This window comes from Nitrobacter vulgaris, assembly GCF_031453995.1.
GTDB classification, from domain to species: domain Bacteria; phylum Pseudomonadota; class Alphaproteobacteria; order Rhizobiales; family Xanthobacteraceae; genus Nitrobacter; species Nitrobacter vulgaris.
The window spans coordinates 32,816-56,402 of sequence record NZ_JAVDPZ010000006.1; the positions used below are offsets into that span (position 1 = coordinate 32,816).

The 23,587-nt window shown below is 61.0% G+C and carries 27 protein-coding genes; 6 read left to right on the forward strand and 21 right to left on the reverse strand.

Going from position 1 to position 23,587, the window contains the following annotated elements:
• Positions 1-62: 62 nt before the first annotated feature.
• Together GGQ85_RS05255 and GGQ85_RS05260 are read right to left on the reverse strand one after the other, a co-directional pair.
• Positions 63-908 carry a C40 family peptidase gene (locus GGQ85_RS05255; RefSeq protein WP_309773682.1) on the reverse strand — a complete coding sequence of 282 codons (846 nt, stop codon included), beginning with the start codon at positions 906-908 and terminating at the stop codon, positions 63-65.
• Positions 901-2,283, reverse strand: coding sequence for a leucyl aminopeptidase family protein (locus GGQ85_RS05260; protein WP_309773683.1), 1,383 nt, complete (start codon positions 2,281-2,283; stop codon positions 901-903). The genes GGQ85_RS05255 and GGQ85_RS05260 overlap by 8 nt, the downstream gene beginning before the upstream one ends.
• Positions 2,284-2,432: 149 nt before the next feature.
• Here GGQ85_RS05260 and GGQ85_RS05265 point away from each other — a divergent pair, with 149 nt between their 5' ends.
• A complete protein-coding gene (locus tag GGQ85_RS05265) occupies positions 2,433-3,281 on the forward strand; it encodes a tetratricopeptide repeat protein (protein WP_079445354.1) in 849 nt (282 codons plus the stop codon).
• Positions 3,282-3,300: 19 nt separating this feature from the next.
• On the opposite strand, the gene GGQ85_RS05270 is transcribed toward GGQ85_RS05265, so the two are convergent.
• The 9 genes from GGQ85_RS05270 to GGQ85_RS05310 all read right to left on the reverse strand — a co-directional run bounded on the left by GGQ85_RS05270 (position 3,301) and on the right by GGQ85_RS05310 (position 12,212).
• Positions 3,301-4,278 (reverse strand): type II secretion system F family protein, encoded by a 978-nt coding sequence (locus tag GGQ85_RS05270; protein WP_309773684.1) that lies wholly within the window; start codon positions 4,276-4,278, stop codon positions 3,301-3,303.
• Between the two features lie 9 nt (positions 4,279-4,287).
• Positions 4,288-5,262: a type II secretion system F family protein gene (locus GGQ85_RS05275; RefSeq protein ID WP_079445356.1), complete on the reverse strand. Its 975-nt coding sequence runs from the start codon at positions 5,260-5,262 to the stop codon at positions 4,288-4,290.
• A 12-nt stretch (positions 5,263-5,274) separates the two neighbouring features.
• Positions 5,275-6,681 (reverse strand): TadA family conjugal transfer-associated ATPase, encoded by a 1,407-nt coding sequence (locus GGQ85_RS05280; protein ID WP_374708850.1) that lies wholly within the window; start codon positions 6,679-6,681, stop codon positions 5,275-5,277.
• A gap of 81 nt (positions 6,682-6,762) precedes the next feature.
• The gene (locus GGQ85_RS05285) at positions 6,763-8,028 is read right to left on the reverse strand and encodes a CpaE/TadZ family protein (RefSeq protein ID WP_309773685.1); all 1,266 of its coding nucleotides are present in this window, start codon (positions 8,026-8,028) and stop codon (positions 6,763-6,765) included.
• A complete protein-coding gene (locus GGQ85_RS05290; protein WP_309773686.1) occupies positions 8,025-8,762 on the reverse strand; it encodes a CpaD family pilus assembly protein in 738 nt (245 codons plus the stop codon). The genes GGQ85_RS05285 and GGQ85_RS05290 overlap by 4 nt, the downstream gene beginning before the upstream one ends.
• A gap of 20 nt (positions 8,763-8,782) precedes the next feature.
• Entirely contained in the window at positions 8,783-10,282 is a 1,500-nt protein-coding gene (locus GGQ85_RS05295; RefSeq protein WP_309773687.1) for a type II and III secretion system protein family protein, read from the reverse strand.
• Positions 10,283-10,296: 14 nt separating this feature from the next.
• Positions 10,297-11,079, reverse strand: coding sequence for a Flp pilus assembly protein CpaB (gene cpaB / locus GGQ85_RS05300; RefSeq protein WP_309773688.1), 783 nt, complete (start codon positions 11,077-11,079; stop codon positions 10,297-10,299).
• Positions 11,080-11,205: 126 nt separating this feature from the next.
• The gene (locus tag GGQ85_RS05305; protein WP_309773689.1) at positions 11,206-11,730 is read right to left on the reverse strand and encodes an A24 family peptidase; all 525 of its coding nucleotides are present in this window, start codon (positions 11,728-11,730) and stop codon (positions 11,206-11,208) included.
• Positions 11,731-12,047: 317 nt separating this feature from the next.
• Entirely contained in the window at positions 12,048-12,212 is a 165-nt protein-coding gene (locus GGQ85_RS05310; protein WP_309773690.1) for a Flp family type IVb pilin, read from the reverse strand.
• Between the two features lie 383 nt (positions 12,213-12,595).
• Here GGQ85_RS05310 and GGQ85_RS05315 point away from each other — a divergent pair, with 383 nt between their 5' ends.
• From GGQ85_RS05315 to GGQ85_RS05325, 3 genes are all read left to right on the forward strand, one after another.
• Positions 12,596-13,087 carry a pilus assembly protein N-terminal domain-containing protein gene (locus GGQ85_RS05315; protein ID WP_309773691.1) on the forward strand — a complete coding sequence of 164 codons (492 nt, stop codon included), beginning with the start codon at positions 12,596-12,598 and terminating at the stop codon, positions 13,085-13,087.
• A 184-nt stretch (positions 13,088-13,271) separates the two neighbouring features.
• The gene (locus GGQ85_RS05320; protein WP_309773692.1) at positions 13,272-13,835 is read left to right on the forward strand and encodes a TadE/TadG family type IV pilus assembly protein; all 564 of its coding nucleotides are present in this window, start codon (positions 13,272-13,274) and stop codon (positions 13,833-13,835) included.
• A gap of 214 nt (positions 13,836-14,049) precedes the next feature.
• Positions 14,050-14,598, forward strand: coding sequence for a TadE family protein (locus tag GGQ85_RS05325; protein WP_309773693.1), 549 nt, complete (start codon positions 14,050-14,052; stop codon positions 14,596-14,598).
• Positions 14,599-14,707: 109 nt separating this feature from the next.
• On the opposite strand, the gene GGQ85_RS05330 is transcribed toward GGQ85_RS05325, so the two are convergent.
• From GGQ85_RS05330 to GGQ85_RS05345, 4 genes are all read right to left on the reverse strand, one after another.
• A complete protein-coding gene (locus GGQ85_RS05330) occupies positions 14,708-14,920 on the reverse strand; it encodes a cold-shock protein (protein WP_002714433.1) in 213 nt (70 codons plus the stop codon).
• A 256-nt stretch (positions 14,921-15,176) separates the two neighbouring features.
• Entirely contained in the window at positions 15,177-15,458 is a 282-nt protein-coding gene (infA, locus tag GGQ85_RS05335) for a translation initiation factor IF-1 (protein ID WP_011313644.1), read from the reverse strand.
• Positions 15,459-15,723: 265 nt separating this feature from the next.
• Positions 15,724-17,160: a DEAD/DEAH box helicase gene (locus tag GGQ85_RS05340; protein ID WP_079445366.1), complete on the reverse strand. Its 1,437-nt coding sequence runs from the start codon at positions 17,158-17,160 to the stop codon at positions 15,724-15,726.
• Between the two features lie 345 nt (positions 17,161-17,505).
• On the reverse strand, positions 17,506-18,366 hold the full coding sequence (locus GGQ85_RS05345) for an RluA family pseudouridine synthase (protein WP_309773696.1): 861 nt from the start codon (positions 18,364-18,366) through the stop codon (positions 17,506-17,508).
• 112 nt (positions 18,367-18,478) lie between these two features.
• Between GGQ85_RS05345 and ftsY the strand changes: the two genes are divergently transcribed.
• Together ftsY and GGQ85_RS05355 are read left to right on the forward strand one after the other, a co-directional pair.
• Positions 18,479-19,426: a signal recognition particle-docking protein FtsY gene (gene ftsY / locus GGQ85_RS05350; protein ID WP_309773697.1), complete on the forward strand. Its 948-nt coding sequence runs from the start codon at positions 18,479-18,481 to the stop codon at positions 19,424-19,426.
• Between the two features lie 91 nt (positions 19,427-19,517).
• On the forward strand, positions 19,518-20,120 hold the full coding sequence (locus GGQ85_RS05355; protein WP_079445369.1) for a septation protein A: 603 nt from the start codon (positions 19,518-19,520) through the stop codon (positions 20,118-20,120).
• 52 nt (positions 20,121-20,172) lie between these two features.
• Here the strand turns inward: GGQ85_RS05355 and GGQ85_RS05360 are convergent, their stop codons facing one another.
• The 6 genes from GGQ85_RS05360 to ccmA form a co-directional block, all read right to left on the reverse strand.
• Positions 20,173-20,535, reverse strand: a complete 363-nt coding sequence (locus tag GGQ85_RS05360) for a ComEA family DNA-binding protein (RefSeq protein ID WP_309773698.1) — start codon at positions 20,533-20,535, stop codon at positions 20,173-20,175.
• A 138-nt stretch (positions 20,536-20,673) separates the two neighbouring features.
• A complete protein-coding gene (locus GGQ85_RS05365; protein WP_309773699.1) occupies positions 20,674-21,267 on the reverse strand; it encodes a DsbE family thiol:disulfide interchange protein in 594 nt (197 codons plus the stop codon).
• A complete protein-coding gene (gene ccmD / locus GGQ85_RS05370) occupies positions 21,264-21,443 on the reverse strand; it encodes a heme exporter protein CcmD (protein ID WP_079445404.1) in 180 nt (59 codons plus the stop codon). Before ccmD ends, GGQ85_RS05365 begins: the two co-directional genes overlap by 4 nt.
• 5 nt (positions 21,444-21,448) lie before the next feature.
• Positions 21,449-22,180: a heme ABC transporter permease gene (locus tag GGQ85_RS05375; protein WP_079445372.1), complete on the reverse strand. Its 732-nt coding sequence runs from the start codon at positions 22,178-22,180 to the stop codon at positions 21,449-21,451.
• Positions 22,181-22,274: 94 nt separating this feature from the next.
• On the reverse strand, positions 22,275-22,943 hold the full coding sequence (gene ccmB / locus GGQ85_RS05380) for a heme exporter protein CcmB (protein ID WP_079445373.1): 669 nt from the start codon (positions 22,941-22,943) through the stop codon (positions 22,275-22,277).
• A complete protein-coding gene (ccmA, locus tag GGQ85_RS05385) occupies positions 22,940-23,542 on the reverse strand; it encodes a heme ABC exporter ATP-binding protein CcmA (protein ID WP_309773700.1) in 603 nt (200 codons plus the stop codon). The genes ccmB and ccmA overlap by 4 nt, the downstream gene beginning before the upstream one ends.
• Positions 23,543-23,587 lie beyond the last annotated feature (45 nt).

The following is a 23,587-nucleotide window of genomic DNA, read 5'->3' on the forward strand; positions in this document are numbered from 1 at the left end:
TTCGCGCTTCTGATGGAATCAGAAGCGGGGCTTTGGATCCTCGTCGCTCGAAAACGCTATAATCAATCCAGCCGCTTGACACAGGTGACGGTGCTGCCTCCTGTCTGGATGCGGGCGAGCGCCACTTCGATTGTCTCGATCGCCGTTGCCATGTGATAGGCGTTGGCGTGGACGAGCGTGGTTGCGTCGCGGATGATGGCGACGTGTCCTTTCCAGAACATCAGATCACCGCGCCGCAGCTCTTGCGATTCCGCCGAAGACAACGTGCGACCCATGGCTTGCTCCTGCATATCGCTGTCGCGCGGACATGCGATGCCGGATGCGTTGAGTGCGACCTGCACGAGGCCAGAGCAGTCGATGCCGAGGCTGGTCTTGCCACCCCACAGATACGGCGTTCCGACGAACATTTCGGCGACCGCGACGAAATCCGCCACAATATGATCGAGCGGCGCGATATGGATGGCGGGTATGTAGAGATGACCATTGGCAACGGCAAAATCGCCGTCATGACGCTGGACGGTTAGTCTGGCGCCGATCGATAGCGTCTCAACCGGCGGCAGTTTGATCGACGATCCGGGAAACGCAAACGTCCGCAAGGCAACGACCTTGTGCGTCGGTGCTGCGCCGGGCCTTGCAAGCGCGCGGTCCGGGAGCCAGCCGACATAGCCGTCGCCTTCCAACTGGCCCCAGGCCCAGCCTTCGGCACTGTGGTCGTAGATCATGACGCGCTCGCCGCGCAGCGCCTGGGTCTCGAGCATTGCATCCGGCGCAGGCTCGCGCTGTAGGGGAGCTACCGCTTCGACGACTTCGTGTTCCTCGCCGTCGGTGAAGCGCGCCGCATTGATCTTGCCCTCGAGATAGCGGGCGGCGACCTCCGGCCGGGCCGGTGTGAGACGCGGATCATCCATAGCGTTCGCTCAGCAGTCTGTAGATCGCGCGCGCGGCCTGGCATTCGCCACCTTCCGGACGCGCCGGTTTGGCCGACGGCGTCCAGCCGTAGATGTCGACGTGAAGCCAGCTCGTCGCCGCCTCGACAAAGCGTTGCAGGAACAGCGCGCATACGATCGATCCGGCAAAGCCGCCCGACGGCGCATTATTGATGTCGGCGACCTTGGAATCGAGCCAGGCACCGTAGGCCGGCCACAGCGGCATCCGCCACAGCGGATCGTTCTCGGTCTGCGCGCAGCGCGCGATGTCGAGCGCCAATGGGTCGTCGTTTGTATAGAACGGCGGTACGTCCGGCCCCAGCGCCACGCGGGCCGCGCCGGTGAGCGTTCCGAGATCGATCAGTAGCTCAGGTGCTTCTTCGTCGGCCAGCGCCAGCGCGTCGGCAAGGACCAGTCGGCCTTCGGCATCGGTGTTGCCGATTTCCACCGTCGGTCCCTTACGCGACGGAAAGATGTCGAGCGGCCGGAATGCGTTCCCGGCCACGGCGTTCTCAACGGCCGGGATCAGCACGCGCAACCTGACTTTCAGCTTCGCATCCATCACCATCAGCGCCAAAGCGAGCACATTGGCGGCGCCGCCCATGTCCTTCTTCATGATCTGCATGCCGCTGGCGGGTTTGAGATCGACGCCACCGGTATCGAAGCAGACGCCCTTGCCGACCAGCGTGACCTTCGGGTGCGTGGGATCGCCCCAGGCAATATCGATCAGGCGCGGCGCGCGCGGCGAGGCCATGCCGACCGCATGGATCAGCGGAAAATTCCGCTGCTTCAGATCGTCGCCGACGATGCAACTGAATTCCCCGCCGAAACGCTGGGCGAGATGTTGAGCCGCTGCCGCAAGTTCTTCGGGTCCCATGTCGTTGGCGGGCGTATTGATCAGGTCGCGGGCAAGTGATGCCGCTTCCCCCATCCGCGAGATGGCCGCGATGTCGACGCCCTCGGGCGGCACCAGACGCGCTTTGGGTGCGTCGGCCTTGCGATAGCGGTCGAAGCGATAGTTGCCGAGCGCGAAGGCCAGTGTTGCGAGATGGATATCGCGCGGCGCATTGGCAAAGCGGTAGGTGCCGGGCGGCAACAGACCCGGCAGCTTGCCAGCGAGAAAGGGATCGCGCGTTTGGTCTGATTCCTCGCCAAGACCGAAGAGAATGTGTGAGATGTCGCCGTTCGCCGCGGGTAGCGCGAGGTACTGTCCCGACTTGGCCAGAAAGCCGCTCGCCTCGGCAAAACGGCGAGCAGGACCGTCGGGCGTTGCGTCAGCCGCTTGCCAAGCTGCCTTCGACACAAAAATGATCGGAATAGCCGCCTCGGCTGACGAAGTCGCAAACGCGGGATTCATGGTGGGTGATCTCATTCCGTTAGAAGAGGGAGAGTTAAACCGGAAGCGACGCTGGCGCCAGTCGGAGTAGTTAACCAGACGTTAGGGTTAACAGTCTATTGCTGAAGTGGCCCAACTTTCGATCAGCCGCAATTGCGAGTGAAAGTGCCATGCGTCAGCAGTCGTGCCTTGCTAGGCTTCTCGCATCCGCTACCGTAACGACAATGCTGGCGTCCGGTCTTGCCGGCTGTCAGACCGCGGGCATGCGTGATGTCACCGGCTCGCTAGGCACGAAATCCGCGACAAATTCCGAAACCGATCCTCATCAAGCGGCCGAACTTTATGGCGAGAAGTTTCGTGCCAACCCCAAGGATGTCGACGCGGCCTTGAAATATGGAGCGGCATTGCGCGCCATCGGGCAGCGCGCTCAGGCGGCCGCGGTGTTGGAACGCGCCGCGATCCTCAATCCTGGAAACAAGTTGGTGCTTGCCAGTTGGGGCCGGGCATTGGCGGACAACGGGCAGTCGCAGCAAGCCTTCGATGTTCTCGGCCGGGCGCACACGCCGGCGAATCCGGACTGGCGGATTCTTTCCGTCCAGGGGACGACGCTCGACAAGCTCGGTCGTCACGAGGATGCGCGCCGCTATTACGCGAGCGCGCTCAGAATCGTGCCCGACGAGCCCTCGGTGCTGTCCAATCTCGGAATGTCGTATGTCCTGACCAAGGAGTTGCCAAAAGCAGAGGAGACCTTGCGTCGTGCTTACGCCGGCGCTCCGGTCGATGGCCGGATCCGGCAGAACCTGGCGCTGGTCGTCGGCTTGCAGGGCCGGTTCGACGAAGCCGAGGGTATCGTGAAGGCCGATCTGCCCGTCGATGAAGCAGCGGCGAACGTGGCCTATCTGAAGCAGATGCTCGGGCGCGGCGCCAACGCGCGGGTCGGTGCGGCTGATGCGGTCAGGCAAGACTCCCGCAGATCACGGGCGGAAAGTTATCCACGGTCGGACGGGCCGGTCTCTTAAACCGCCGTTTTGCAAAGCCTCAGTGCATTTGCGCTGCGATCTTGATGCCGCTCGGTCCGAGAATGACCACGAACAGAACGGGCAGGAAGAACACGATCATCGGGACCGTCAGCTTGGGCGGCAGAGCGGCGGCCTTCTTCTCGGCCTCGGTCATGCGCATATCACGATTTTCCTGCGCCATTACGCGAAGGCTTTGCGCGAGCGGGGTGCCGTATCGTTCTGACTGCTGGAGCGCGAGACACACCGATTTAACTCCTTCGACACCGGTGCGGTTCGCCAGATTTTCGTAGGCGATCTTGCGATCCTGAAGGTACGACAGTTCTGCTGTGGTCAGAGTAAATTCTTCCGCCAGCGCGACCGACTGGTTGCCGATCTCCGTGCTGACCTTGCGGAACGCGACTTCGATGGACATGCCGGATTCAATGCAGATCAGCAGCAGATCGAGCGAGTCCGGGAAAGCTCGCTTGATCGAGAGCTGACGCTTGGTAATGGCGTTTTTCAGAAACAACATTGGCGCCTGCAAGCCCAAAAACGCGGCGCCGATGCAGATGCCGATCTTGATAGGGGTGGATTGCTGCGTGTGCGATATCAGAAAAACGTAGGTGATCGCTCCGATCAGCATCACGATCGGGGTGACCATGCGGAAGAATAGAAAGGTGACGTAAGGAGCCTGACCGCGATATCCCGCCATGACGAGTTTTTCGCGTGCGGCCTCCTGAGCCACCCACTTCCCAAGATTGAGATCGTCCACGATCTTCGAGACGAACTGCTTCGGTGCTTGACGAAGAGAGACCTTTTCGGATTTCGCGAGCCGCTCGCGCTCCCGCTGCCGAATGCGCTCGCGCTCGCTGGCGACGGCCTTCATCCGCTTGGTAAAGCCATCCGTCACAAGAAAAGGCGTGACCAGCGTGTAGACGGTCGCGCTGGCGGCGATGGCGGCGAGGACCATCGTCATGAACCGCGGGTCGTGGAATTTCTCGATCAGGAACTCGAGCATGTTGCACCGTCAGAAATCGAAATTGATCATTTTTTTCATCACGTAGATGCCGGCCGACATCCACAGCACGGAGCCGGCCAGCATCAGCCGCCCGGTGGGATGGGTCCACAGCATCGCGATGTAGTCAGGCGTGGATAGATAGACCAGCAGCATGACGATCGGAGGCAGCGAGCCGATGATCGCGGCGGACGCCTTGGCCTCCATCGACATGGCCTGGATTTTCTCGGCCATCTTCTTGCGGTCGCGCAGCACCTTGGACAGGTTGCCGAGTGCTTCCGACAGATTGCCGCCGGATTTCTGCTGGATCGAGATCACGATCCCGAAAAAGTTCGCTTCCGGCACCGGCATGCGTTCGAACAATCGCGAACAGGCCTCGCCGAGTGGCATGCCGATCGCCTGTGTTTCGATGATGGCCCGGAATTCGCTTTTTAACGGCTCCGGCGAGTCGGCGGCGACGACCTTGAGCGATTCAAACAGCGGCAAGCCGGCCTTGATGCCGCGGACGATCACGTCCACCGCATCGGGAAGAGCCCGCAGAAACGCAGTCTCCCGACGTTTCTTGAGAAATCCGAGGAGCCAGCGCGGCACACCAAAGCCTGCCGCGAATGCCAGACCGACCGCCGCGATCGGTCCGGCTCCCCAAATCATTGGAACGGCGAAACAGATCAGGGCGAAAATGCCGGAAGCGATCAGAAACTTCTCCTTCGACCATGACAGGCCTGCCTGTGTGATGCGATGGTTGAGGGTGACTTTTCTGTCGCGTTTCTGGCGTTGCTCGATTTCCCGTAGCGATCCCTCGATCTGCTCGCGGCGCGAGCGCTGGGTTCTATCGACTTGTCGGATATCCGGACTGGTTCGCGCGAACGCGGCCCGGCGCTTTTCCGCCTTCACCTCGCCCGACAACGTCGGATACAGGAAAACCCATGCGACGCCGCCCACTGCGGTTGCAGCCATGAATGCCAAGGCCAGTATTTGCAAGTTCATGAGCGCGCGTCCTCAGATCTCGACCTTGACTTCCGACGCATCGAGCGCGGCTGCGAGCCGCTTCTCCTCGTTATAGTACCGCGCGCGTTCCCAAAATCGCGGCCGGCCGATTCCCGTCGAACGGTGCCGGCCGATCACGTTGCCGTTGGCATCCTCGCCAAGCAGGTCGTAGACGAAGATATCCTGGGTGATGATGGTTTCGCCCTCCATCCCCATCAACTCGGTAATGTGAGTGATGCGCCGCGAGCCGTCGCGCAGCCGTGCGGCCTGGATGATGATATCGATCGAGGCGCAGATCATCTCGCGGATTGTACGCGAAGGCAGCGCAAAGCCGCCCATTGTGATCATCGACTCGCAGCGAGATAGCGCTTCGCGCGGATTGTTCGCGTGCAGCGTGCCCATCGAGCCGTCATGGCCTGTGTTCATTGCCTGTAGCAGGTCAAACGCTTCCGGTCCGCGAACCTCGCCGACGATGATGCGTTCGGGGCGCATGCGCAGGCAGTTGCGGACCAGGTCGCGCATCATGACCTGACCCTCGCCCTCAATGTTCGGCGGACGGGTTTCGAGCCGAACGACGTGCGGTTGCTGCAACTGAAGCTCGGCCGCGTCCTCGCAGGTGATGATGCGTTCGTCGTGGTCGATATAGTTGGTGAGGCAGTTTAGCAGCGTGGTCTTGCCGGAGCCGGTGCCGCCCGAGATCAGCACATTGGCACGGCACCGACCGATGATTTGAAGGATCGTGCTGCCTTCCTGGGTGATGGCGCCGAACTTCACCAAATGGTCGAGGGTCAGCTTGTCCTTCTTGAACTTGCGGATCGTCAGCGCGGGTCCGTCAATCGCGAGTGGCGGAACGATGGCGTTGACGCGGGATCCGTCGGCAAGACGCGCATCGCATATCGGCGAGGATTCGTCGACCCGCCGGCCAACCTGGCTGACGATGCGCTGACAGATGTTCAATAGTTGCTGGTTGTCGCGAAACCGGATTCCGGTTCGCTGGATTTTTCCTGCGACTTCGATGAAGACCGTGCCGGCGCCATTGACCATGATGTCTGCGATATCGTCGCGGGACAGGAGCGGTTCGAGCGGGCCATAACCGAGAACGTCGTTGCAGATGTCGTCAAGCAGTTCTTCCTGCTCGGCAATAGACATCACGATATTCTTGATCGCGATGATCTCGTTGACGATGTCGCGAATTTCCTCGCGCGCGGATTCGCCGTCGAGCTTGGCGAGCTGAGCGAGATCGATGGCCTCGATCAGCGCGCCGAAAATGGTGGCCTTGACCTGGTAATAGGTGTCTGACCGGCGGGTATCGATGGTCGGCGTTTGGGTCGCCGGGCGTGTTGGCGCGAGCTGCGGTGAGGAGACTTTGGGCGGAGCGATTTCCGTGGACGTTTGCGCAAGCGGGGCGGGCGGTGTGATCTCCGTCAGGCCCGCCAGCTTCCGGGCGTTATCCTCTGGTCCGCTACGCTTGCCAAACACGACGGTACTCCACGCAATGACTTATTTTGCCCGCAACTTCTCGATGAATGGCGGCAGGAACGATTTTCTCGGCTTTTTCGCTTCGCCGCGGCCGGTCAGGCGTTGGGCGATCTGCAGGAACATTTCGGTAGTGCGATGGCTCGGCGCGATTTCCGCGATCATCTGGCCGTTGTTCGCGGCCGACCCGAACATCTGTGGGTCGAACGGGATGCTGACGATCGGCTGGCTTTCAATGGCCTTGGCGAATTCACTGGCGTTGATTTCCGGCCGCTTTGGAACCCCGACCTGGTTGAGGCAATACAGCGGAGGTCGATCATTCGGCCGCGCGGCCTTCAGCAGGTCGAACAGGTTTTTTGTGTTGCGAAGGCTGGCGAGATCGGGTGTCGCGACGATGAGGATATCGTCTGCTCCGATCAGGGCTCGCTTGGTCCAGCCCGACCATTGATGCGGAATATCGAGCACGATGCAGGGCATCGTCGCCCGCAGCGTATCAAGGGTCGAATCGAATGCTTCCGTCCCGAAGTCATAGACGCGGTCCAGCGTCGCCGGCGCGGCGAGCAGACTCAGATGATCGGTGCATTTCGACAACAGGCGATCGACGAAAGCGGTGTCGATACGGTCCGGCGAAAAGACGGCATCGGCGATTCCTTGAGATGGGTCCTGATTAAAGTCCAGCCCAGCGGTACCGAAAGCGAGGTCGAGGTCGGCGACGACGGAATCGAGCGCCAGATCGCGTGCAATGGCCCAGGCGACATTGTGGGCGATCGCCGAGGCGCCGACGCCGCCCTTGGCACCGGCAATTGCGATGACCCGGCCGACCGCCTTCGCTTCCGGGGCTGAAAACAAGCCGCAAACGGAGCGTACGATGTCGATGGGAGCGGTGGGCGCGATGACATAATCGCTGACGCCGCGCTTGACCAACTCGCGATACAGCGTCACGTCGTTGACGCGGCCGATCACGATAACGCGCGTGCCTGCGTCGCACACGGTCGCAAGGTGGTCGAGTGCTGCCAGAATGTCGCCGCGCTCTTCGGTCTCGAGAATGATGACGTTCGGTGTCGGCGCCGACCGATAGGCTTCCACCGCAGCGGCCATGCCGCCCATCTGGATCTTGAGGTGAGCCTTGGCCAGCCGGCGATCCTCGCCGGCGGCTTGAACGGCCGTCGCTGTTTCCATCGTCTCGCAAAAGACCTGCACCGATACACGCGGCGCCGGTGCAATATGATCCTCCGCGCCCGGCGAAGGGGATGCGGTCGAGTCTGCGTCCTGGCGAGCGTAACTGATCATTTGCCTGTGTCGCTGAGTTTGGCTTTTTCGGCTTCGGGATAGTCCGTCGCGGTGGTCATGCCCTTGCGATACTTTTCGAAACCTTCGGTGCGGCGAGCCGTGTAGGGCGGGGTTTCGGGCCGCGGCTGGACGAGGTCCGATGGATTGTCGATCATCGATGCAAGGTTACGCTGAGTGGCGCACCCAAAATTCCAGTAAGGCTTGTTGTCGAGATAGCCCCTGTTCTTGATCGAAGGGCCGAGATCGTCAGGCCAGACACCGCACGGGCCTGCCACGGCGCCGATTCGCGGATAGGTCAGGCGAATGGTTGCGAACAGGCGCGGATCGGAGGGGTGGTATTGCCGGACGATGATTCCGCGCGGCGGCACCCCGGCTGCGTTCAATAGCGAACGCACCTCCTTGAATGAATCTGCCGCCGCCCGGGCATTGCTGGTGCCCGTGGGTACCTCAGCGATAATGGCGCCGGTTCCCTCGCGGAGCCAGACGCTCGCAAGCCCGATGACATCGGCGCGCTGCTGAGCCGTCAGGCCGCCTCGTGTGTTGCCGACGAAGATATTGACGGTTTGGTCGGTTTCCTGGATCGCGATAGGATGCCGCAAGCGATAATCGTTCGGAATGCTCGCGGTGGTTTCCACCGGACCCGTATGAGTGCAGGCGCCAAGCGCGGCGGTAAGGCCGGCGACGAGGACGGCCATGCGAAGGTTGCGGCGTTCGGCGGAATCTGCGGATGTCATCGTTTCGTTCCTTGCCAGCCTCAGTCGGTGATGAAGCCGTAGGTGCCGCGATAGTTACGCGCGGGTTCGGCACGACCCGGAGCGCCGTAGATGCGGTTGATGCTTCCCAGGAGGTCGGACTGCGGGTCGGATGCGTCGGCGAAACCGTCATCGGGCCGTGACAGATCCTTTTGTGCGACGGCGCGCACCACATAGGGAGTTACGAGGACCACCAGTTCGGTCTGTCCGTTGACATAGTCGCGACTGCGGAACAGCGATCCGAGGACCGGCAGCTGGGTGAGTCCGGGCAAGCCGTTGATGGCCTGCTTGGTCTGCTCCTGGATCAGGCCGGCCATGGCCATCGAGCCGCCGGACGGAATCTCCAGTGTCGTTTCCGCGCGCCGGGTTCTTATCGATGGGACGGTGAGTGAGTTGCCGATTGTCTGGGTTATCGTCATCGAATTCTCGCTCGACAGTTCCGAAACCTCGGTCATCACCCGCAGGCTGATCCGGCCTTCGGTCAGTACCACCGGCGTGAAATTCAGCGAGATGCCGAACTTCTTGAATCTGATCTGCGTCAGGCAGACCCGGGTTGCGGGATCGCATGAATAGCCCGCTGGAATGGGAAACTCGCCTCCCGAGACGAACGTTGCCGACTCACCGGATATCGCGGTGAGGTTCGGCTCGGCGAGCGTCCGGATCACACCTGCGCTTTCCATCGCCCGAAGCGTAGCTTGTACGCTCGGGACCACCCCCGGATAGCCGGCCTGCCCAGGCAGGAGATTTGTCAGGCCGGAGGATCCGCTAAGACCATTTCCAGTTACAAGCGGCCTACCGAGAGCGGTGAACGGATTCGAATTGCTGAAGTTCACGACCGCGGTGCCGTAGTTCATGTTGGCGGTGAGGTCGATGCCCATCTGCTTGATGATGGTGCGAGCGACTTCGGCGACCGTGACCTTGAGCATGACCTGGTCGCGACCCCGTACGGCGATATTGTTGACGACTTTTTGTGCGCCGTCGGCGAGGCGTGCGGCGAGATCGCCAGCCTGTTGCGCCTCGATCGGGCTCGACACCCATCCTGAGAGCATGACTCCGTCACCCAAGCCATCGACCTTGATAGCGGCATTCGGCAAAAGCTGCTTGAGCGCGGTGCGCAAGCCGTTTAGGTCGCGCGTGACCGCGATATCGTAAGCCGAAATCTGCTGGCCGCTGCTGTCAAAGAATATGATGTTGGTTTGACCGACTGCCGCGCCGATGATGTAGGCGCGTTGCGCTGACCTCACCACGGCATTTGCGATCTTCGGGTCGGCGACCAGAACGTCCTTCACGTCGCGGGGCAAATCCACGACCACCGACTTACCGATACCGAGCGAGAGAGATTGCGCGGACATCTTTGCGCCGGCCGTTGCGGCGGACACGCGGTAATCGCTCGCGAACACTGGCGTCAACGCCGGGTTCAGCGTGAAAGCGCCAATGGCCGCGAAGGCGAATGACCGTGACACAAAGGCCCGTACTGATGTGGGTTTTGTCGTCCATTCCATGACGGGCGTCCTCATTACCTCTGCACGGTGGTTTGAGACGGAACGCCGTAACGGACGACATTGATGCTGTCGCGCCTCCGATCATCGGTGTCGCTTTCCGGGGCATTGGCGTCGGCGAGGCTGCGCAGCGCGAGCGACAGCGTTCCCATCTGGCGCGACCGCGCCAGCGTCTCCGCCTGCTCCGGTTTCAATTCGAGCGTCGCGGTCCTGCCGACCACGACCTTTTGCCCGTTCTTCTCCTCGATGGTCTGATCGACCGCGAGAACGCGTACGTTGCCGAGAATAGTCTCCGAGTTGACGGAATCCCCGCTCGGATGATCGGCGTCTTTCTCCCGCCTCGAGAGGATCACGTCGACGCGGTCATTGGGAAGAATGAAGCCGCCAGCGCCTGTCTCCGGCGAAATTTCGGTCGAAATCGCGCGCATCCCCGTTGGCAGGATCGCCGCCATAAACCCGGATCCCTTTGCGCTGACGAGCTTGGGTTCGCGAATGGGCTCTCCGGCGATGAAGGGCGAGCGGGCGATCGACCCCTCGAGTTGCGTGGTGGCGTCCGGACGTCGGTCGCGGCGAATGAAGCTGCTGCTGGCGCTGTCCGCTGGCCAGGTCTGCCATGCCACGTCGCTTGCGGTGACCGCCTGGCCGAGCGGGATATCCGACTTCGCAACCAGGACGTCGACGGTCGGCAGCTTTACCGTCTGAGCGGGTTCGGGTTTCTTGTCGGATCCGCTCGCGAGGTAGGCGGCGAGGCCGCCAGCGCCGACTGCGATGGTCAGAACGACAATGCGGGCGGTATTCATGCGCTTGATTTTCCACGTTACGGCGCGGCGCTTGCGTCGCCGTCACGGGAGTTGAACATTTATTCGTCAAAGCATGGTTAATGAGGCGTATCTAAATCGCGTTAATGAGATGTTGCTTGTGCGCGATCACTGGAAACCAAAGCGCGTCAGATCGACTGCACGTATCCAGTCGGTTTCCGGATAAATCAGCAGAGCGGCAAAGGCGAGCGCGATGCCATACGGAATTCCTGTATTCTTGCCATGCAGTCGCAGTAGCCAGTCTTGACTGCAAAGTAATGCCGGCAAGGGCCATTGCCGGAACTGGAGCAGCGATAGCGTCAGAACCCCGCCGAGTAGGGAAGCATAGACGAGGTACTCCAGCGTATGTCCGAAGCCGAACCAGAGCGCGGCCGCGGCGGCCACCTTGGCGTCGCCGCCGCCGATCCAACCCATCGCAAAACAGGAGAAGGCCACAACGAGAACCGCCAGCCCCGCTCCCGCATGGGATAGTATCTCGTGAAGTCCCATGCCGCTCAGGAGAGCCATCACGAGAAAGCCGGCTACCAAAAGCAGCGAGACTCGATTCGAGATCGTCATGGTCAGCAGATCGCTCGCGGCCGCGAACGCCATCAAGGCGGGGAATAACAGCAATCGTGCGACATCGAGTGCCATGGAGATACCAGTCCCGATTTCCTCTACGGCGTAATCCGTTATGGAGTCCGATCGTAGCCGTCCGATGTGAACATTCTGGAAATGAGAAAGGTCATGGCCATACAGCGATAATTCTGGCTGCAATGGCAATGACGGCGATGGTGAGTGCCATGCAAATGGTTTGGATCGCCCGTTTCGTTGGCTCATCATAGGGCGAAGAATGCGTCTTGGGCACGGAAGGTCTGGACATGATCGTGGCTGCGCGAAAAAGAAGGACAGCAGAGGCAGAAAAGCCCCGGCAAGCCGGGGCTTTTCGTATGGCAGCGCGATAAACGGACTTACTGAAGTCCGGCATTGACCGCGGTGAACTTGGTAAACAGGCTTGTGCCAATGGTTTGAACAACGGTTATGATCGCGACGGAAATACCGGCGGCGATCAGTCCATACTCGATAGCGGTCGCGCCGGACTCATCCTTCAGAAAACGGGAAAAAAGGGTCTTCATAGCTAGCTCCATGTGTTCACGTGGCTGTCGAACTACCTGGTCCTAACGGCGTTCTCAGCACCGTGACCATGTCGTCACCGTAAGCGGGGAGAATTGCAGCGCAGTTAATTCGATTGAATAAAACAGAGTCATAACCGGCTGTGTGTGTCTCAGAGTGAATTTATATTTAAAGGAGATTTATAAAAATGCGTTCGACATGAGACTGCGCTGGAGCATGTTCGCGGCGGCGACTTTTGCAGATCGCCCTTCGTCCGAAAGCGAGGCGCCGGCACGTTCCCCTGGTGCGCGTTTGCAGTTCATTCATCAATTAACGGCAAATTTGATGTCGTGGCCGGCAGTATTGGCATTGTCCTTTTCGGCCCCTGTGCGTTCCGGAGTAGAGTATGTGGTTTAAGTCCCTGCGCGGCCCTTCGCCTGCTTCGGTCATCGGCATGTCGCTCGCAGCGGCAATTTTGCTTGGTCCAGCGGCGGCTCCCGCCGAAGTGACCAGTGAGCCGATTTCGGTCAATGTCGACCAAGCGAAGCTGGTCAGGCTGCCCGGGCATATCGCGACGATTGTGGTCGGTAACCCGCTAATTGCCGACGTTACCCTGCAGCCTGGCGGCCTCGTTGTCGTGACCGGTAAGGGTTATGGCGCAACCAACGTGATTGCGATGGACCGCGCCGGAAGCATTCTGGTGGATCGCATCATTCAGGTCGAAGGGCCAAGCGATCAGATGGTGACGGTCTATCGCGGCCTGGAACGTGAATCGTATAGCTGCATGCCGATTTGCCAGAAACGGGTCACCCTCGGGGACAGCACCGCTTACTTCAAGGCGACAATGGACCAAGCCAGCAATCTGAGTTCGCAGGCCGGCGGCACCTCCACAAAATAAGAACGCCGATTGATGACCGGGCTTCCAGCTCTGCTGGCAGCAGCGCTGCTTCACCGATTCAGAATCGGTTAATATCTGGTATACGGCGAGGGGCATTCTGCTTCTATCGGGCGAAACACTTCAACAATCAGTTTCGGCTAGTCCTTGACAGTAGATAAATCCCGCCGTGTGCAAGGATTTCACGATGTCGCCGTTTCTCCGCCTCAGGTCCACAATCGTAAGCGCGGCTCGTTTTCGCGGCAACCAGCGCGGGTCCGCGGCGGTGGAATTTGCTCTCGTCGCACCGCTGTTCTTCGCGCTCCTGTTCGCGATCATCGAGACAGGAATGGTGTTTTTTGCGAGCCAGAGCCTTGAGACCGCCTTGCAGGACTCCGCGCGGACGATCATGACCGGCCAGGCGCAGATCAACAATCTCACGAAACAGAGTTTCAAGGCCAACATCGTCTGCAAGTACGCCAGTGTTCTGTTCGACTGTGAGAACGGCATCTTTGTCGATGTCCAGAGCTACCCGTCCGGATTCGGGAGCGTGGCGATCTCCAATCCGGTCTCGAGCGGAGATTTCAATAACACGAAATACAACCCCGGCGGTCCGGGAGACATCGTCGTCGTGCGGCTGTTCTATCAGTGGCCGCTGTATGTCACGGGGCTCGGTTACAACATCGCCAACCTAGGCGACAACAAGCGGCTGCTGTCGGCGACGGCCGCCTTCAAGAACGAGCCCTATCCGACCCCGACACCATCATCCTGATGATCGATGCGGGAAACGGCAGTGTATGCGAATTGAGAATGTGAAGCCGATGTTGAGAGTGTTTTCGAGCGAAGTGGATGCCGGTTGGCGTGAAGACAACGCGTCAAAACAAGAATCTGGAGCCTCGTTCCGATTTGATCGGAACGGAAATGGCTCGAACTTCCGGTCTTGCCTCAGACGTACGGCCGCAGCGCTGCGGCGGGATTCGCGCGGCATGGCAGCAACCGAGTTTGCGATGATCGTGCCGATGATGCTGGTGATGCTGTTCGGGACCATCGATGTGTCATCAGGCGTGGCTGTCAAGCGCAAGGTCACGCTGGTCGCGCGGACTCTGTCCGATCTCACCTCGCAGTCCAGGGGGGTTAACGATGCCGACGTGACGAATTTTTTGGCTGCCGGCTACGGCATCATGTGGCCCTATCCCTCGGCACCGGTTCAGGCCACGATTTCGGAGTTGTATATCGATCCTGCGTCTTCGGTGGCGCGGGTGCAATGGAGCAAGGGCAAAGCGCCGCGAGGTACAGGGTCAACGGTCGGCATTCCCTCGGGGCTCATCGGGCGGGATTCGTCTGGCAAGGTGCTCCCAAATCAGTACCTGATCTTCAGCGAGGTCAGCTATCTCTATCAGCCGATCGTCGGCTACGTCATCTCGAAGGCCGGCATCAAGCTGAGCGACACTACCTATACCCGCCCGCGTAAGTTCAGCTGCGTCACCTATCCCACGCCGGCCTCTGGCATTTATCCTCCTTGCCCGACCAGTTGAAGTTACGCGAAAACTCCAAGGTATCGTCACAAACCAAAAAAGGCCGCGCTGAGGGCGCGGCCTTTCTTCTGATGTGATCTTTTGGTTATCAACAGGAGCAGGTCGCTGCCTAACCAGCCGCGCGGAGATTGTCGGCTGAAGACTTTCCAGAACGGCGATCAGCGACGATTTCGTAGCTGATCTTCTGTCCTTCACGCAGCGTTCCGAGTCCGGCACGCTCAACTGCGCTGATGTGAACGAACACGTCGTTGCCGCCATCGTCAGGTTGAATGAAGCCGTAGCCCTTGGTTGCGTTAAACCACTTCACGGTTCCCATGCTCACGGGTAGTCCCTTTATCAAGTACGTATGTCGAAGCCCGCTTTTGGCGGGCTGGTGAGATTGGATTTTTGGAAGGGTCGTCAGCGTCTAAACCGGCTATACCGGTGGTAGCTAATGTCGTCCGGCCGAAAATCGCTAACCCTATATTATTCGAAGGTAAGCTCCGAAACAATCCTGACGTGCAGGATTTTTTAAAAGATGCGTCGCCGGGCCTTTGGCCCCCTATCGGCGAGCGGTCTTCCCCCCCACGCCGAGAAGGTTATCTGCGGCGAAACTGGCCACCGCGCGGTGGTCCGCTGCGCGGCGGGCCACCGGGACGCTCGTCCTTGTGGCGGAAGATCAGACGTCCCTTCTCCAGATCGTAGGGGGACATCTCGATGGTGACGCGGTCGCCGGCCAGCGTCTTGATCCGATTTTTTTTCATCTTGCCGGCGGTATAGGCAACAATTTCGTGTCCGGCATCGAGCTGCACCCGATAGCGGGCGTCGGGCAGAATTTCGGTAACCAGTCCTTCGAACTGGATCAGTTCTTCTTTCGCCATGAGTTTCTCCGGATCGAGTGGCGGTTCACTAGATCACGATGATAGTGGATCGAGGCGATCCAAAACCATGACCGTGATCGATTCCGATATTCTGATAAGCGGGAAGGGTCGGAAAACCGCTACTTGCTCGCCCGCTCTGGTCTTGCGATTCTAGCATTTGCATCCGTCGGGCAGGAGTCCTGCACAGGAGTCCTGCAAATGATCTCTGGATCGGCATTCTCTTATCGACTTGCCGCGAGTGGATAGCAAACGTCACATTCACCCGCTAGCGCTGAGGCGGCTGGTTGGATTTAAGGCGCGCAGGCCGACTTTTGCGATGCAGGAACGCAACCCCCTGCATCCCGTCGGCCTTGCTCCCCTGTGATGAACGGGAGGGCTCTTGCCGGGCGGTTTCCGATCGGCGGTTCGTTTGCGGCGTCCCCTTGCCATTACGGCGGCGACGGCGCGGGCTTTTTGCGCCGGGAGCGGCGGCGTCCGCTCTGGTCGCATGACCGTGGGGTGCGGGGCGTCCGCTGCGAGGCTGTTGCTGAGCCGGCGCGGTCTCACGCTGCCCCGGTGTCCGGCGGTCTTCTCTTGGCAGTACCACGCGGATCAGTTTCTCGATATCGCGGAGATAGGCCATTTCTTCCGCTCCGGCGACCAGGGAGATCGCCGCGCCTTCGGTGCCTGCGCGCGCGGTGCGGCCAATGCGATGGACGTAAGTCTCCGGGACATTCGGGAGGTCGAAATTGACGACGTGGCTGATCCCGTCAACGTCGATGCCCCGCGCCGCGATGTCGGTCGCAACCAGCGTCCGGATCTCGCCAGTTCGGAACGCCGCCAGCACGCGCTCGCGGTGGTTCTGCGATTTGTTGCCGTGGATCGCATCCGACCTGATGCCGGACTTGGCAAGGCTTTTCACGACCTTGTCGGCGCCGTGCTTGGTTCGCGTGAAGATCAACGCCCGGTTGACCGGCTCCTGCTTCAGAAGCTGGGCCAGGAACGCGGACTTGTTGGCATGATCGACCTGGATGATGCGTTGGGCGATGCGGTCCACGGTCGAGGCGACCGGTGTTACCGCGACGCGAGCCGGATCACGTAACATCTGGTTGGCGAGTTCTGCGATGTCCTTTGGCATGGTGGCCGAGAAAAGCAGCGTTTGCCGCTTCACCGGCAGCTTGGCGATGACTTTGCGAATGTCATGGATGAAGCCCATGTCGAGCATACGGTCGGCTTCGTCCAGCACGAGAAATTCGACTTGGCCGAGCTTCAGGCCGTTGCTTTGAACGAGATCGAGCAAGCGTCCTGGCGTAGCGACCATGACGTCGACGCCGTGCATAACAGAGCGGACCTGCCGTCCCATCGGGACGCCGCCGATCGCGAGAGCTGAAGTCAGGCGCATGTGACGGCCGTAGGCGTTGAAGTTTTCGAGGATCTGGCCCGAAAGCTCGCGCGTTGGGCTGAGCACCAGAACCCGGCAGTTCTTGGATTGCGGCTTGATACGATTCTGCAGCAGCCGATGCAAGATCGGCAGCGCGAAGGCCGCCGTCTTGCCGGTGCCAGTCTGGGCAATCCCGACAATGTCGCGTCCCGTAAGGGCAAGAGGAATGGTTTGAGCTTGGATGGGCGTGGGCGTCAGATAGTTTTCTTCCGCGAGCGCACGCAAAATCGGATCGGCAAGGCCGAAATCCTGAAAGGTAGACAAAAGGCTGTTTCTTTCCATTATGCGACCAGGCGCCCGGGCCACATCGGCCGGAGCGTACCAGGGCGTCTGTGACACCCGCGTGTTTGGGGCGTCGATGAGGTTAGCTAGAGAAAGGGCAAGCCAGAAACCGTCGGACGGGCTCAGAACACGCGGCTCGCAGTGACCTGATATCTTTCAAGGCCGTGCTATCATATGAAGCAGGACCGCGACGGATTCAAGGTGAATTGTCGTGGTTTCGCCCCGCGACGAGTTCCCGTGGAGCTATAGCCAGCCTGCCGTCATCGACGCTGGAGGTCCCACCCGGCCAGGAATGTACAGAACTTGGCCGTTGACCGGCAGCCCACTGCCAGCCGGCCTTTACTTTTACTGCCCGCTCCAACCGCAGACCTTGAGCAACGCGTGCAAATGCGCCGGCACCGGCGCGGTGACCACGACAGGCGGCTTGTTCTTCGAAAGGGGAATCGCGATCTCGCGCGCATGCAGGTGAAGGCTAGGTTCGCCGAAGCGCGGGATGTATTGTTCGTTTCGTAGGCGGCGTAAACTGGCCTCGGTTCCGTAAATGGTGTCGCCGACGATCGGCCAGTCCATCGCCGCACAATGGACGCGCAGTTGATGGGTGCGGCCGGTAACCGGCTCCAGCGACAGCCAGGTGAACTGAACTCCATTTCCCTTTGTGGGGGAGGATTCGGGAAAGGGGTGAACTGCAGCCTCACAGCCGCTTGAGTTTACTTCGCTCCTGCACGCTTCGCGTTCGACCCCTTCCTCAGAAGGGGAGATATTAAGAGGAGATCGCCCCAGCACTTTCCATTTCGTGACCGACGGCAACCCGTTCGGATCTGGCTTCTGCCACCAGCCGCGTTCTTCGTTCAGCCGCCCGAGCGGAATGTCGACGGTGCCTTCGTCCTCGGCAGGGCCGCCCTCGACCACGGCCCAGTAGGTTTTTGAGATCTTGCCGTGCTTGAATAGCAAGCCGAGCGAAGCCGTCGCCTTGCGATGGCGTCCGAGTACCAGACAGCCCGAGGTGTCGCGGTCAAGCCGATGGGCAAGCACCGGCGGTCGCGGCAGGCCGAACCGCAGCGCCTCGAACGACGCTTCGAGATTGGCGCCGCCCTTGGGACCGCGATGCACGGGGATGCCGGCCGGCTTGTCGATCACCAGCATCAACCCGTCGCGGTGGAGCACGCGGGCCTGGATTTCCTCCGGCGTCGGCTGTGCTGTATCCATGGCTCACATTAATTCCGATGTCGGCATAGCCTCATCCGAAAATCGCAGCTTTTTGGCATCGGGCCGCTCAACCCTTTCGCTCGCAGGTCGAAACGGCTAACACACCTCCATAATGAGCGACAGCACCGAGGACAAACCGAAACAAAGCTGGTGGCGTAGGCTGTCCGGCGGCCTCAAGCGGACTTCGACTTCGCTTGGGACCGCAGTGGCTGATCTTGTCACCAAGCGCAAGCTCGACCGCGCGATGCTCGACGACATTGAGGACGTGCTGTTGCGCGCCGATCTTGGAACCGCGGTTGCGGAACGCATCGCGGAGGCGGTGGGCGAGGGACGCTACGACAAGGCGATTTCCGCCGATGAGGTGAAGGCGGTTGTCGCGACCGAAGTGGAAAAAGTTCTTGCTCCGGTGGCACGGCCGCTGGTCATCGACGACACGTTAAAGCCCTTCGTTATTCTGGTGGTGGGTGTCAACGGCTCCGGCAAGACGACGACCATCGGCAAGCTTGCGGCGAAATTTTCCGCCGAGGGCCGCAAGGTGATGATGGCGGCCGGCGACACGTTTCGGGCTGCGGCGATCGAGCAATTGAAGGTTTGGGGTGAGCGGACCGGATCGCCGGTCATCGCAGGCGCGCAGGGGTCGGATTCGGCCAGTCTGGCGTTCAACGCGCTGACGGAGGCGCGGAACGAGAAACGCGATGTGCTGCTGATCGATACGGCGGGCCGCCTGCAGAACAAGGCGGAACTGATGAACGAACTTGAAAAAATGGTTCGCGTCATCCGGAGGGTCGATGCATTGGCCCCGCATGCGGTGCTGCTGGTGCTCGATGCCACTGTCGGACAGAACGCGCTGTCGCAAGTCGAGGCATTTCATCGCACTGCCGGGGTCACCGGTCTCGTGATGACCAAGCTGGATGGCACCGCCCGCGGCGGTATTCTGGTGGCGCTGGCGGAGAAGCATAAACTGCCGGTACATTTCATCGGCGTCGGCGAGAGCATCGACGATCTCGCGCCGTTCACCGCGCGCGATTTCGCACGGGCGGTCGCGGGGATCGAGACCTAGTTTTTTTGTCATGCCCGCGTCGACGGGATATCGAAACCGTTCGGAATATCGGATCATCCGCTTTCGCGGACGGTCACAACAGGCAGGATGGATGGACAAGAAGCAACCGCACCCGCTGTTCAAGCTTGCGACCGAACTCGGGCCGCTGCTGGTGTTCTTCGCCGCCAATGCGAAGTTTAACCTGTTCGTCGCAACGGCTGCGTTCATGGTGGCGATCACAGTGGCGATGATCGCCTCCTATGCGGTGACCCGACATATTCCGTTGATGGCCCTGGTTACGGGGGGTATCGTCATCGTGTTCGGTACGCTGACGCTGGTGCTGCACGACGAAACCTTCATCAAGGTGAAGCCGACCATCATATACGGGCTATTCGCAAGTGTGCTCGGCGGCGGGTTGCTGTTCGGCCGCTCCTTCATCGCGATCATGTTCGATCAGGTGTTCAATCTGACGCCGCGCGGTTGGCGGCTGTTGACGCTGCGCTGGGCGCTGTTCTTTTTCGCGATGGCAATCCTCAACGAATTCATCTGGCGTACCCAAAGCACGGATGTCTGGGTCAACTTCAAGGTTTTCGGCGCGGTCCCGCTCACCATGATCTTCGCGATGATGCAGATGCCGTTGACTAAACGCTATCAGCTGGAGCCCGCCACGCTCGAGGCCAGCGACGCGAGGGAAGGCGATATCGGGAAAGGCTAATCGCTTCCATCCTTTCGCGGCTTGCGAGAGCAATTTGCAACGAAGGCGTGATTTACTTTGGTTGCGAGGCGATGATCTGGCCGGAGATCTTCTCGTAGGTCGCTTCAGGAAGAATCTTCTTGGAGACGAGTTGGTCCTTCTTGGCGTAGGGACGGCCGGCGATGATCTTGTCGGAATACTTGTCGCCGATGCCCTTGAAGGCCATCAGTTCTTCCTTGGTCGCGGTGTTGATGTCGAGCTTTTCCGCGTCGGATTTCGCGGGCGCCGTCTTGCTGGCAGGCGCCGTTTTCCCCGCCGGCGCCATCCTGTCGGAGTGGGGAGCGGGTTGAAACGACTGGGCCATCGATGGTGAGGAAACAAGCAGGCCGAGCGCAAGAACGGCGGTGGTGATCGAGGCGAGCGTGTAACGGCGCATGAAAACCTCCCTGAGCGGGTGTTTGCTGGCGACGCCAAGTTAGCTGGGAATTTGCGGCGGCGGCATGGCCGTCAAATGAACGGCGGATAAATGCCCTGAATATTCTCGCGGTGTCTTCGTCGCGACGACAAAGCGATGTTACGAGCCCGCCTTCAGGGCCTTTTCGATTTCCGGCTTCAGCACCGCTTCGATATTTTGGGACGTGATCTCCCCGACCAGCTTGTAGGCGATCGTGCCGTCGCGCGCGACCACGAAGGTCTCGGGCACGCCGTAGACGCCCCATTCGATGGAGGCCCTGCCATGGCTGTCGACGCCGACGACGTCGAACGGGTTGCCGTAGCGGCCGAGGAAACGGCGGGCGTTGTCGGGGGCGTCCTTGTAGTTGATGCCGACGAATTGCACGCGCCGATCCTTGGCGAACTCGGTCAGCAGCGGCGCCTCGCTATGGCAGGGGACGCACCAGGAAGCCCAGACATTCACAATGCTGACCTTGCCCACGAAGGTTGCGGGGTCGATCCCCGGCACCGGCTTGCCATCCGCCATGAGGTCGGACAGTGGCGGTAGCGTGGTTGTAGGCGCGGCACGGCCGATCAGCGCGGAGGGGATTCGCGAAATATCGCTGTCGCCGAGTCGGAACCAGAACAAGAGTGCCAGTGCGGCAAAGACGACGAGCGGCAGCGCCATCAACCAACGTCGTTTGGGGGTGGCCGACGGAATTGCGGGGTCGGTCATTGAACCTCCGCAGCGCTGCGCCCCGATCGCCTGATGGCGCCCGCGGCTTCAAGGCCGCGCAGGCGCGCCTTCTGACGGCGGTAATCCACGATCACCCAGACAATGAGCGCCACAACCACGGTTGCGACCGATACATAGGACGTCACGATGAAAGAGGCATAAGGACCGAGCGTCATGGTCGTCACGCCGCCGACTTGCTGGCTTGCAGCATCTGCAAGGTGCGCACGCGTCGGCGCAGGATCTCATTCCGCATCGCCGCGATATGCAGCGTCAGAAACAGCAGCGTAAATCCAATCGCCATCACCAGCAGGGGGATCAGAAACGAGCGGTCGAGTGTCGAGCCACCCATGCGGATAACCGAGGCCGGCTGATGCAGCGTATTCCACCAGTCGACCGAGAACTTGATGATAGGGATGTTGACCGAGCCGACCAGCGTCAGCACCGCGGCGGCGCGCGCGGCGCGCGAGGGATCCTCAACCGCGCGCCACAGCGCCATCAGGCCGAGATACATCAGGAACAGGATCAGCACCGAGGTCAGCCGCGCATCCCATTCCCAATAGGTGCCCCACATCGGCCGGCCCCACAGTGATCCGGTCAAAAGGGCAAGGAATGTGAAGGCTGCGCCGATCGGAGCGGCGGTCTTGGCAGCGACGTCCGCAAGCGGATGCCGCCACACCAGCGTGCCCAGCGCGGCGATGCTCATCACGCCCCACACGAACATCGACAGCCACGCATTCGGAACGTGGATGAACATGATTTTCACGGTCGCGCCCTGCTGGTAGTCGTCGGGCGCGATGGCGGACTGGTACAGGCCGATCGCGAGCACCAGCGCGGTAACGGCCACGAGCCACGGCAGAATCCGGCCGGCAAGCGTGAGAAACCGGGAGGGGTTGGCGAGATCAATCAGGGTCATGGCACCACTGATAGTCGCCGTAGCTACGTCAGGCAATGCGGATTTGCGTCCGGTTTCTTTCCTGAGCAAAAATTGATTAGCCGCATGCTGCGCCTCAATCCAGCCCGTGCCGCAGGCTGGCGGCCGCCGCAAAAGGGCCGATCACAAGGCTCGCCAGCGACAGCGCGCACAGAATCGAGAACGGCGTGCCGAACGGCGATGGTCCGGACACCGCAGCGTTAGAAGCGGCGACGCCGAAGATCAGTACCGGGATCGACAACGGAAGGACCAGCACCGAGAGCAGCAGCCCGCCGCGACGCAGGACGACGGCGAGGGCGGCGCCGATCATTCCGGTGAAAGTGAGCGCGGGCGTTCCTGCAAGGAGCGTCAGCGCCACGGCGCCGGTCGCGACGGCGTCGAGGTTGAGCAGGAGTCCCAGGATCGGCGTTGCGGCGACCAGCGGCAATCCTACCGCCAGCCAGTGCGCCAACGCCTTCGCGGCGCAAGCCAGTTCTAGTGGCGTGCGGCTCATGACGATCAGGTCGAGCGAACCATCGTCGTGATCGGCGGTGAACAGGCGATCAAGCGTCAGCAGGCTTGCAAGCAGCGCGCCGAGCCAGAGAATCGCGGGGCCGAGCTTTTTCAGGAGCGCGAGATCGGGGCCGACCGCGAACGGCATCAGCACCACGACGATAAGAAAAAACAGCACGCCGATCAGCGCGCCGCCGCCGACGCGCAGCGCGACGCGGATATCCCGGCGGACCAGGGCGGAGAGGGCGGTCATGCTGTCCTCCCGATCCGCAGTTCCTGCACGGCAATGCCGAGCGGCGTATGGGTTGCGGCCAGAACGATGCCGCCGCCCGCGAGATGGCCGGTCATGATGGCGGCGAAAGCGGCTTGGCCGGTGACGTCGAGGGCCGAGGTGGGCTCGTCCAGCAGCCAGACCGGGCGCTTGACCGCCAGCAGCCGGGCGATCGAGAGCCGTCGCCGCTGTCCCGCCGAGAGATAGGCCGCCGGCAGATGCGCGACATGATCGAGCCCGACCGCTGCAAGCGCATCCGATTCGCCAGATTTTCCGCCGCCGAGGAAGTCCCGCCAGAATGACAGGTTTTCGTTGACCGTGAGCGCAGGTTTCAAAGCATCGCGATGGCCGAGATAGTGCGCCTGTTCGGGCAGCGTCAGCTCCGGATCGCCACCCTCAAGGCCGATCGATCCACCCGCCATGGCCAACAGCCCGGCCAGCAGCCGTAGCAAGGACGTTTTCCCCGCGCCGTTGGGGCCGGTGATCGCCACCGCGCGGCCCGACTCCGCCGTCACATCAAGGCCCACAAAAACCTCCCGCCCTCCCCTTACGCACCGCAAGCCGCTGCCTGAAAGTCTCATGATGGTCCTGTTCGCGGAACTGATTGTTTCCGTGGAGAGCTGAAA

Coding starts and splice junctions, on each gene's coding strand:
- GGQ85_RS05255 (WP_309773682.1), bottom strand. CDS start 908: ATGGATGATCCGCGTCTCACACCGGCCCGGCCGGAGGTCGCCGCCCGC.
- GGQ85_RS05260 (WP_309773683.1), bottom strand. CDS start 2,283: ATGAATCCCGCGTTTGCGACTTCGTCAGCCGAGGCGGCTATTCCGATC.
- GGQ85_RS05265 (WP_079445354.1), top strand. CDS start 2,433: ATGCGTCAGCAGTCGTGCCTTGCTAGGCTTCTCGCATCCGCTACCGTA.
- GGQ85_RS05270 (WP_309773684.1), bottom strand. CDS start 4,278: ATGCTCGAGTTCCTGATCGAGAAATTCCACGACCCGCGGTTCATGACG.
- GGQ85_RS05275 (WP_079445356.1), bottom strand. CDS start 5,262: ATGAACTTGCAAATACTGGCCTTGGCATTCATGGCTGCAACCGCAGTG.
- GGQ85_RS05285 (WP_309773685.1), bottom strand. CDS start 8,028: ATGATCAGTTACGCTCGCCAGGACGCAGACTCGACCGCATCCCCTTCG.
- GGQ85_RS05290 (WP_309773686.1), bottom strand. CDS start 8,762: ATGACATCCGCAGATTCCGCCGAACGCCGCAACCTTCGCATGGCCGTC.
- GGQ85_RS05295 (WP_309773687.1), bottom strand. CDS start 10,282: ATGGAATGGACGACAAAACCCACATCAGTACGGGCCTTTGTGTCACGG.
- cpaB (WP_309773688.1), bottom strand. CDS start 11,079: ATGAATACCGCCCGCATTGTCGTTCTGACCATCGCAGTCGGCGCTGGC.
- GGQ85_RS05305 (WP_309773689.1), bottom strand. CDS start 11,730: ATGGCACTCGATGTCGCACGATTGCTGTTATTCCCCGCCTTGATGGCG.
- GGQ85_RS05310 (WP_309773690.1), bottom strand. CDS start 12,212: ATGAAGACCCTTTTTTCCCGTTTTCTGAAGGATGAGTCCGGCGCGACC.
- GGQ85_RS05315 (WP_309773691.1), top strand. CDS start 12,596: ATGTGGTTTAAGTCCCTGCGCGGCCCTTCGCCTGCTTCGGTCATCGGC.
- GGQ85_RS05320 (WP_309773692.1), top strand. CDS start 13,272: ATGTCGCCGTTTCTCCGCCTCAGGTCCACAATCGTAAGCGCGGCTCGT.
- GGQ85_RS05325 (WP_309773693.1), top strand. CDS start 14,050: ATGGCAGCAACCGAGTTTGCGATGATCGTGCCGATGATGCTGGTGATG.
- infA (WP_011313644.1), bottom strand. CDS start 15,458: ATGGCGAAAGAAGAACTGATCCAGTTCGAAGGACTGGTTACCGAAATT.
- GGQ85_RS05340 (WP_079445366.1), bottom strand. CDS start 17,160: ATGGAAAGAAACAGCCTTTTGTCTACCTTTCAGGATTTCGGCCTTGCC.
- GGQ85_RS05345 (WP_309773696.1), bottom strand. CDS start 18,366: ATGGATACAGCACAGCCGACGCCGGAGGAAATCCAGGCCCGCGTGCTC.
- ftsY (WP_309773697.1), top strand. CDS start 18,479: ATGAGCGACAGCACCGAGGACAAACCGAAACAAAGCTGGTGGCGTAGG.
- GGQ85_RS05355 (WP_079445369.1), top strand. CDS start 19,518: ATGGACAAGAAGCAACCGCACCCGCTGTTCAAGCTTGCGACCGAACTC.
- GGQ85_RS05360 (WP_309773698.1), bottom strand. CDS start 20,535: ATGCGCCGTTACACGCTCGCCTCGATCACCACCGCCGTTCTTGCGCTC.
- GGQ85_RS05365 (WP_309773699.1), bottom strand. CDS start 21,267: ATGACCGACCCCGCAATTCCGTCGGCCACCCCCAAACGACGTTGGTTG.
- ccmD (WP_079445404.1), bottom strand. CDS start 21,443: ATGACGCTCGGTCCTTATGCCTCTTTCATCGTGACGTCCTATGTATCG.
- GGQ85_RS05375 (WP_079445372.1), bottom strand. CDS start 22,180: ATGACCCTGATTGATCTCGCCAACCCCTCCCGGTTTCTCACGCTTGCC.
- ccmB (WP_079445373.1), bottom strand. CDS start 22,943: ATGACCGCCCTCTCCGCCCTGGTCCGCCGGGATATCCGCGTCGCGCTG.
- ccmA (WP_309773700.1), bottom strand. CDS start 23,542: ATGAGACTTTCAGGCAGCGGCTTGCGGTGCGTAAGGGGAGGGCGGGAG.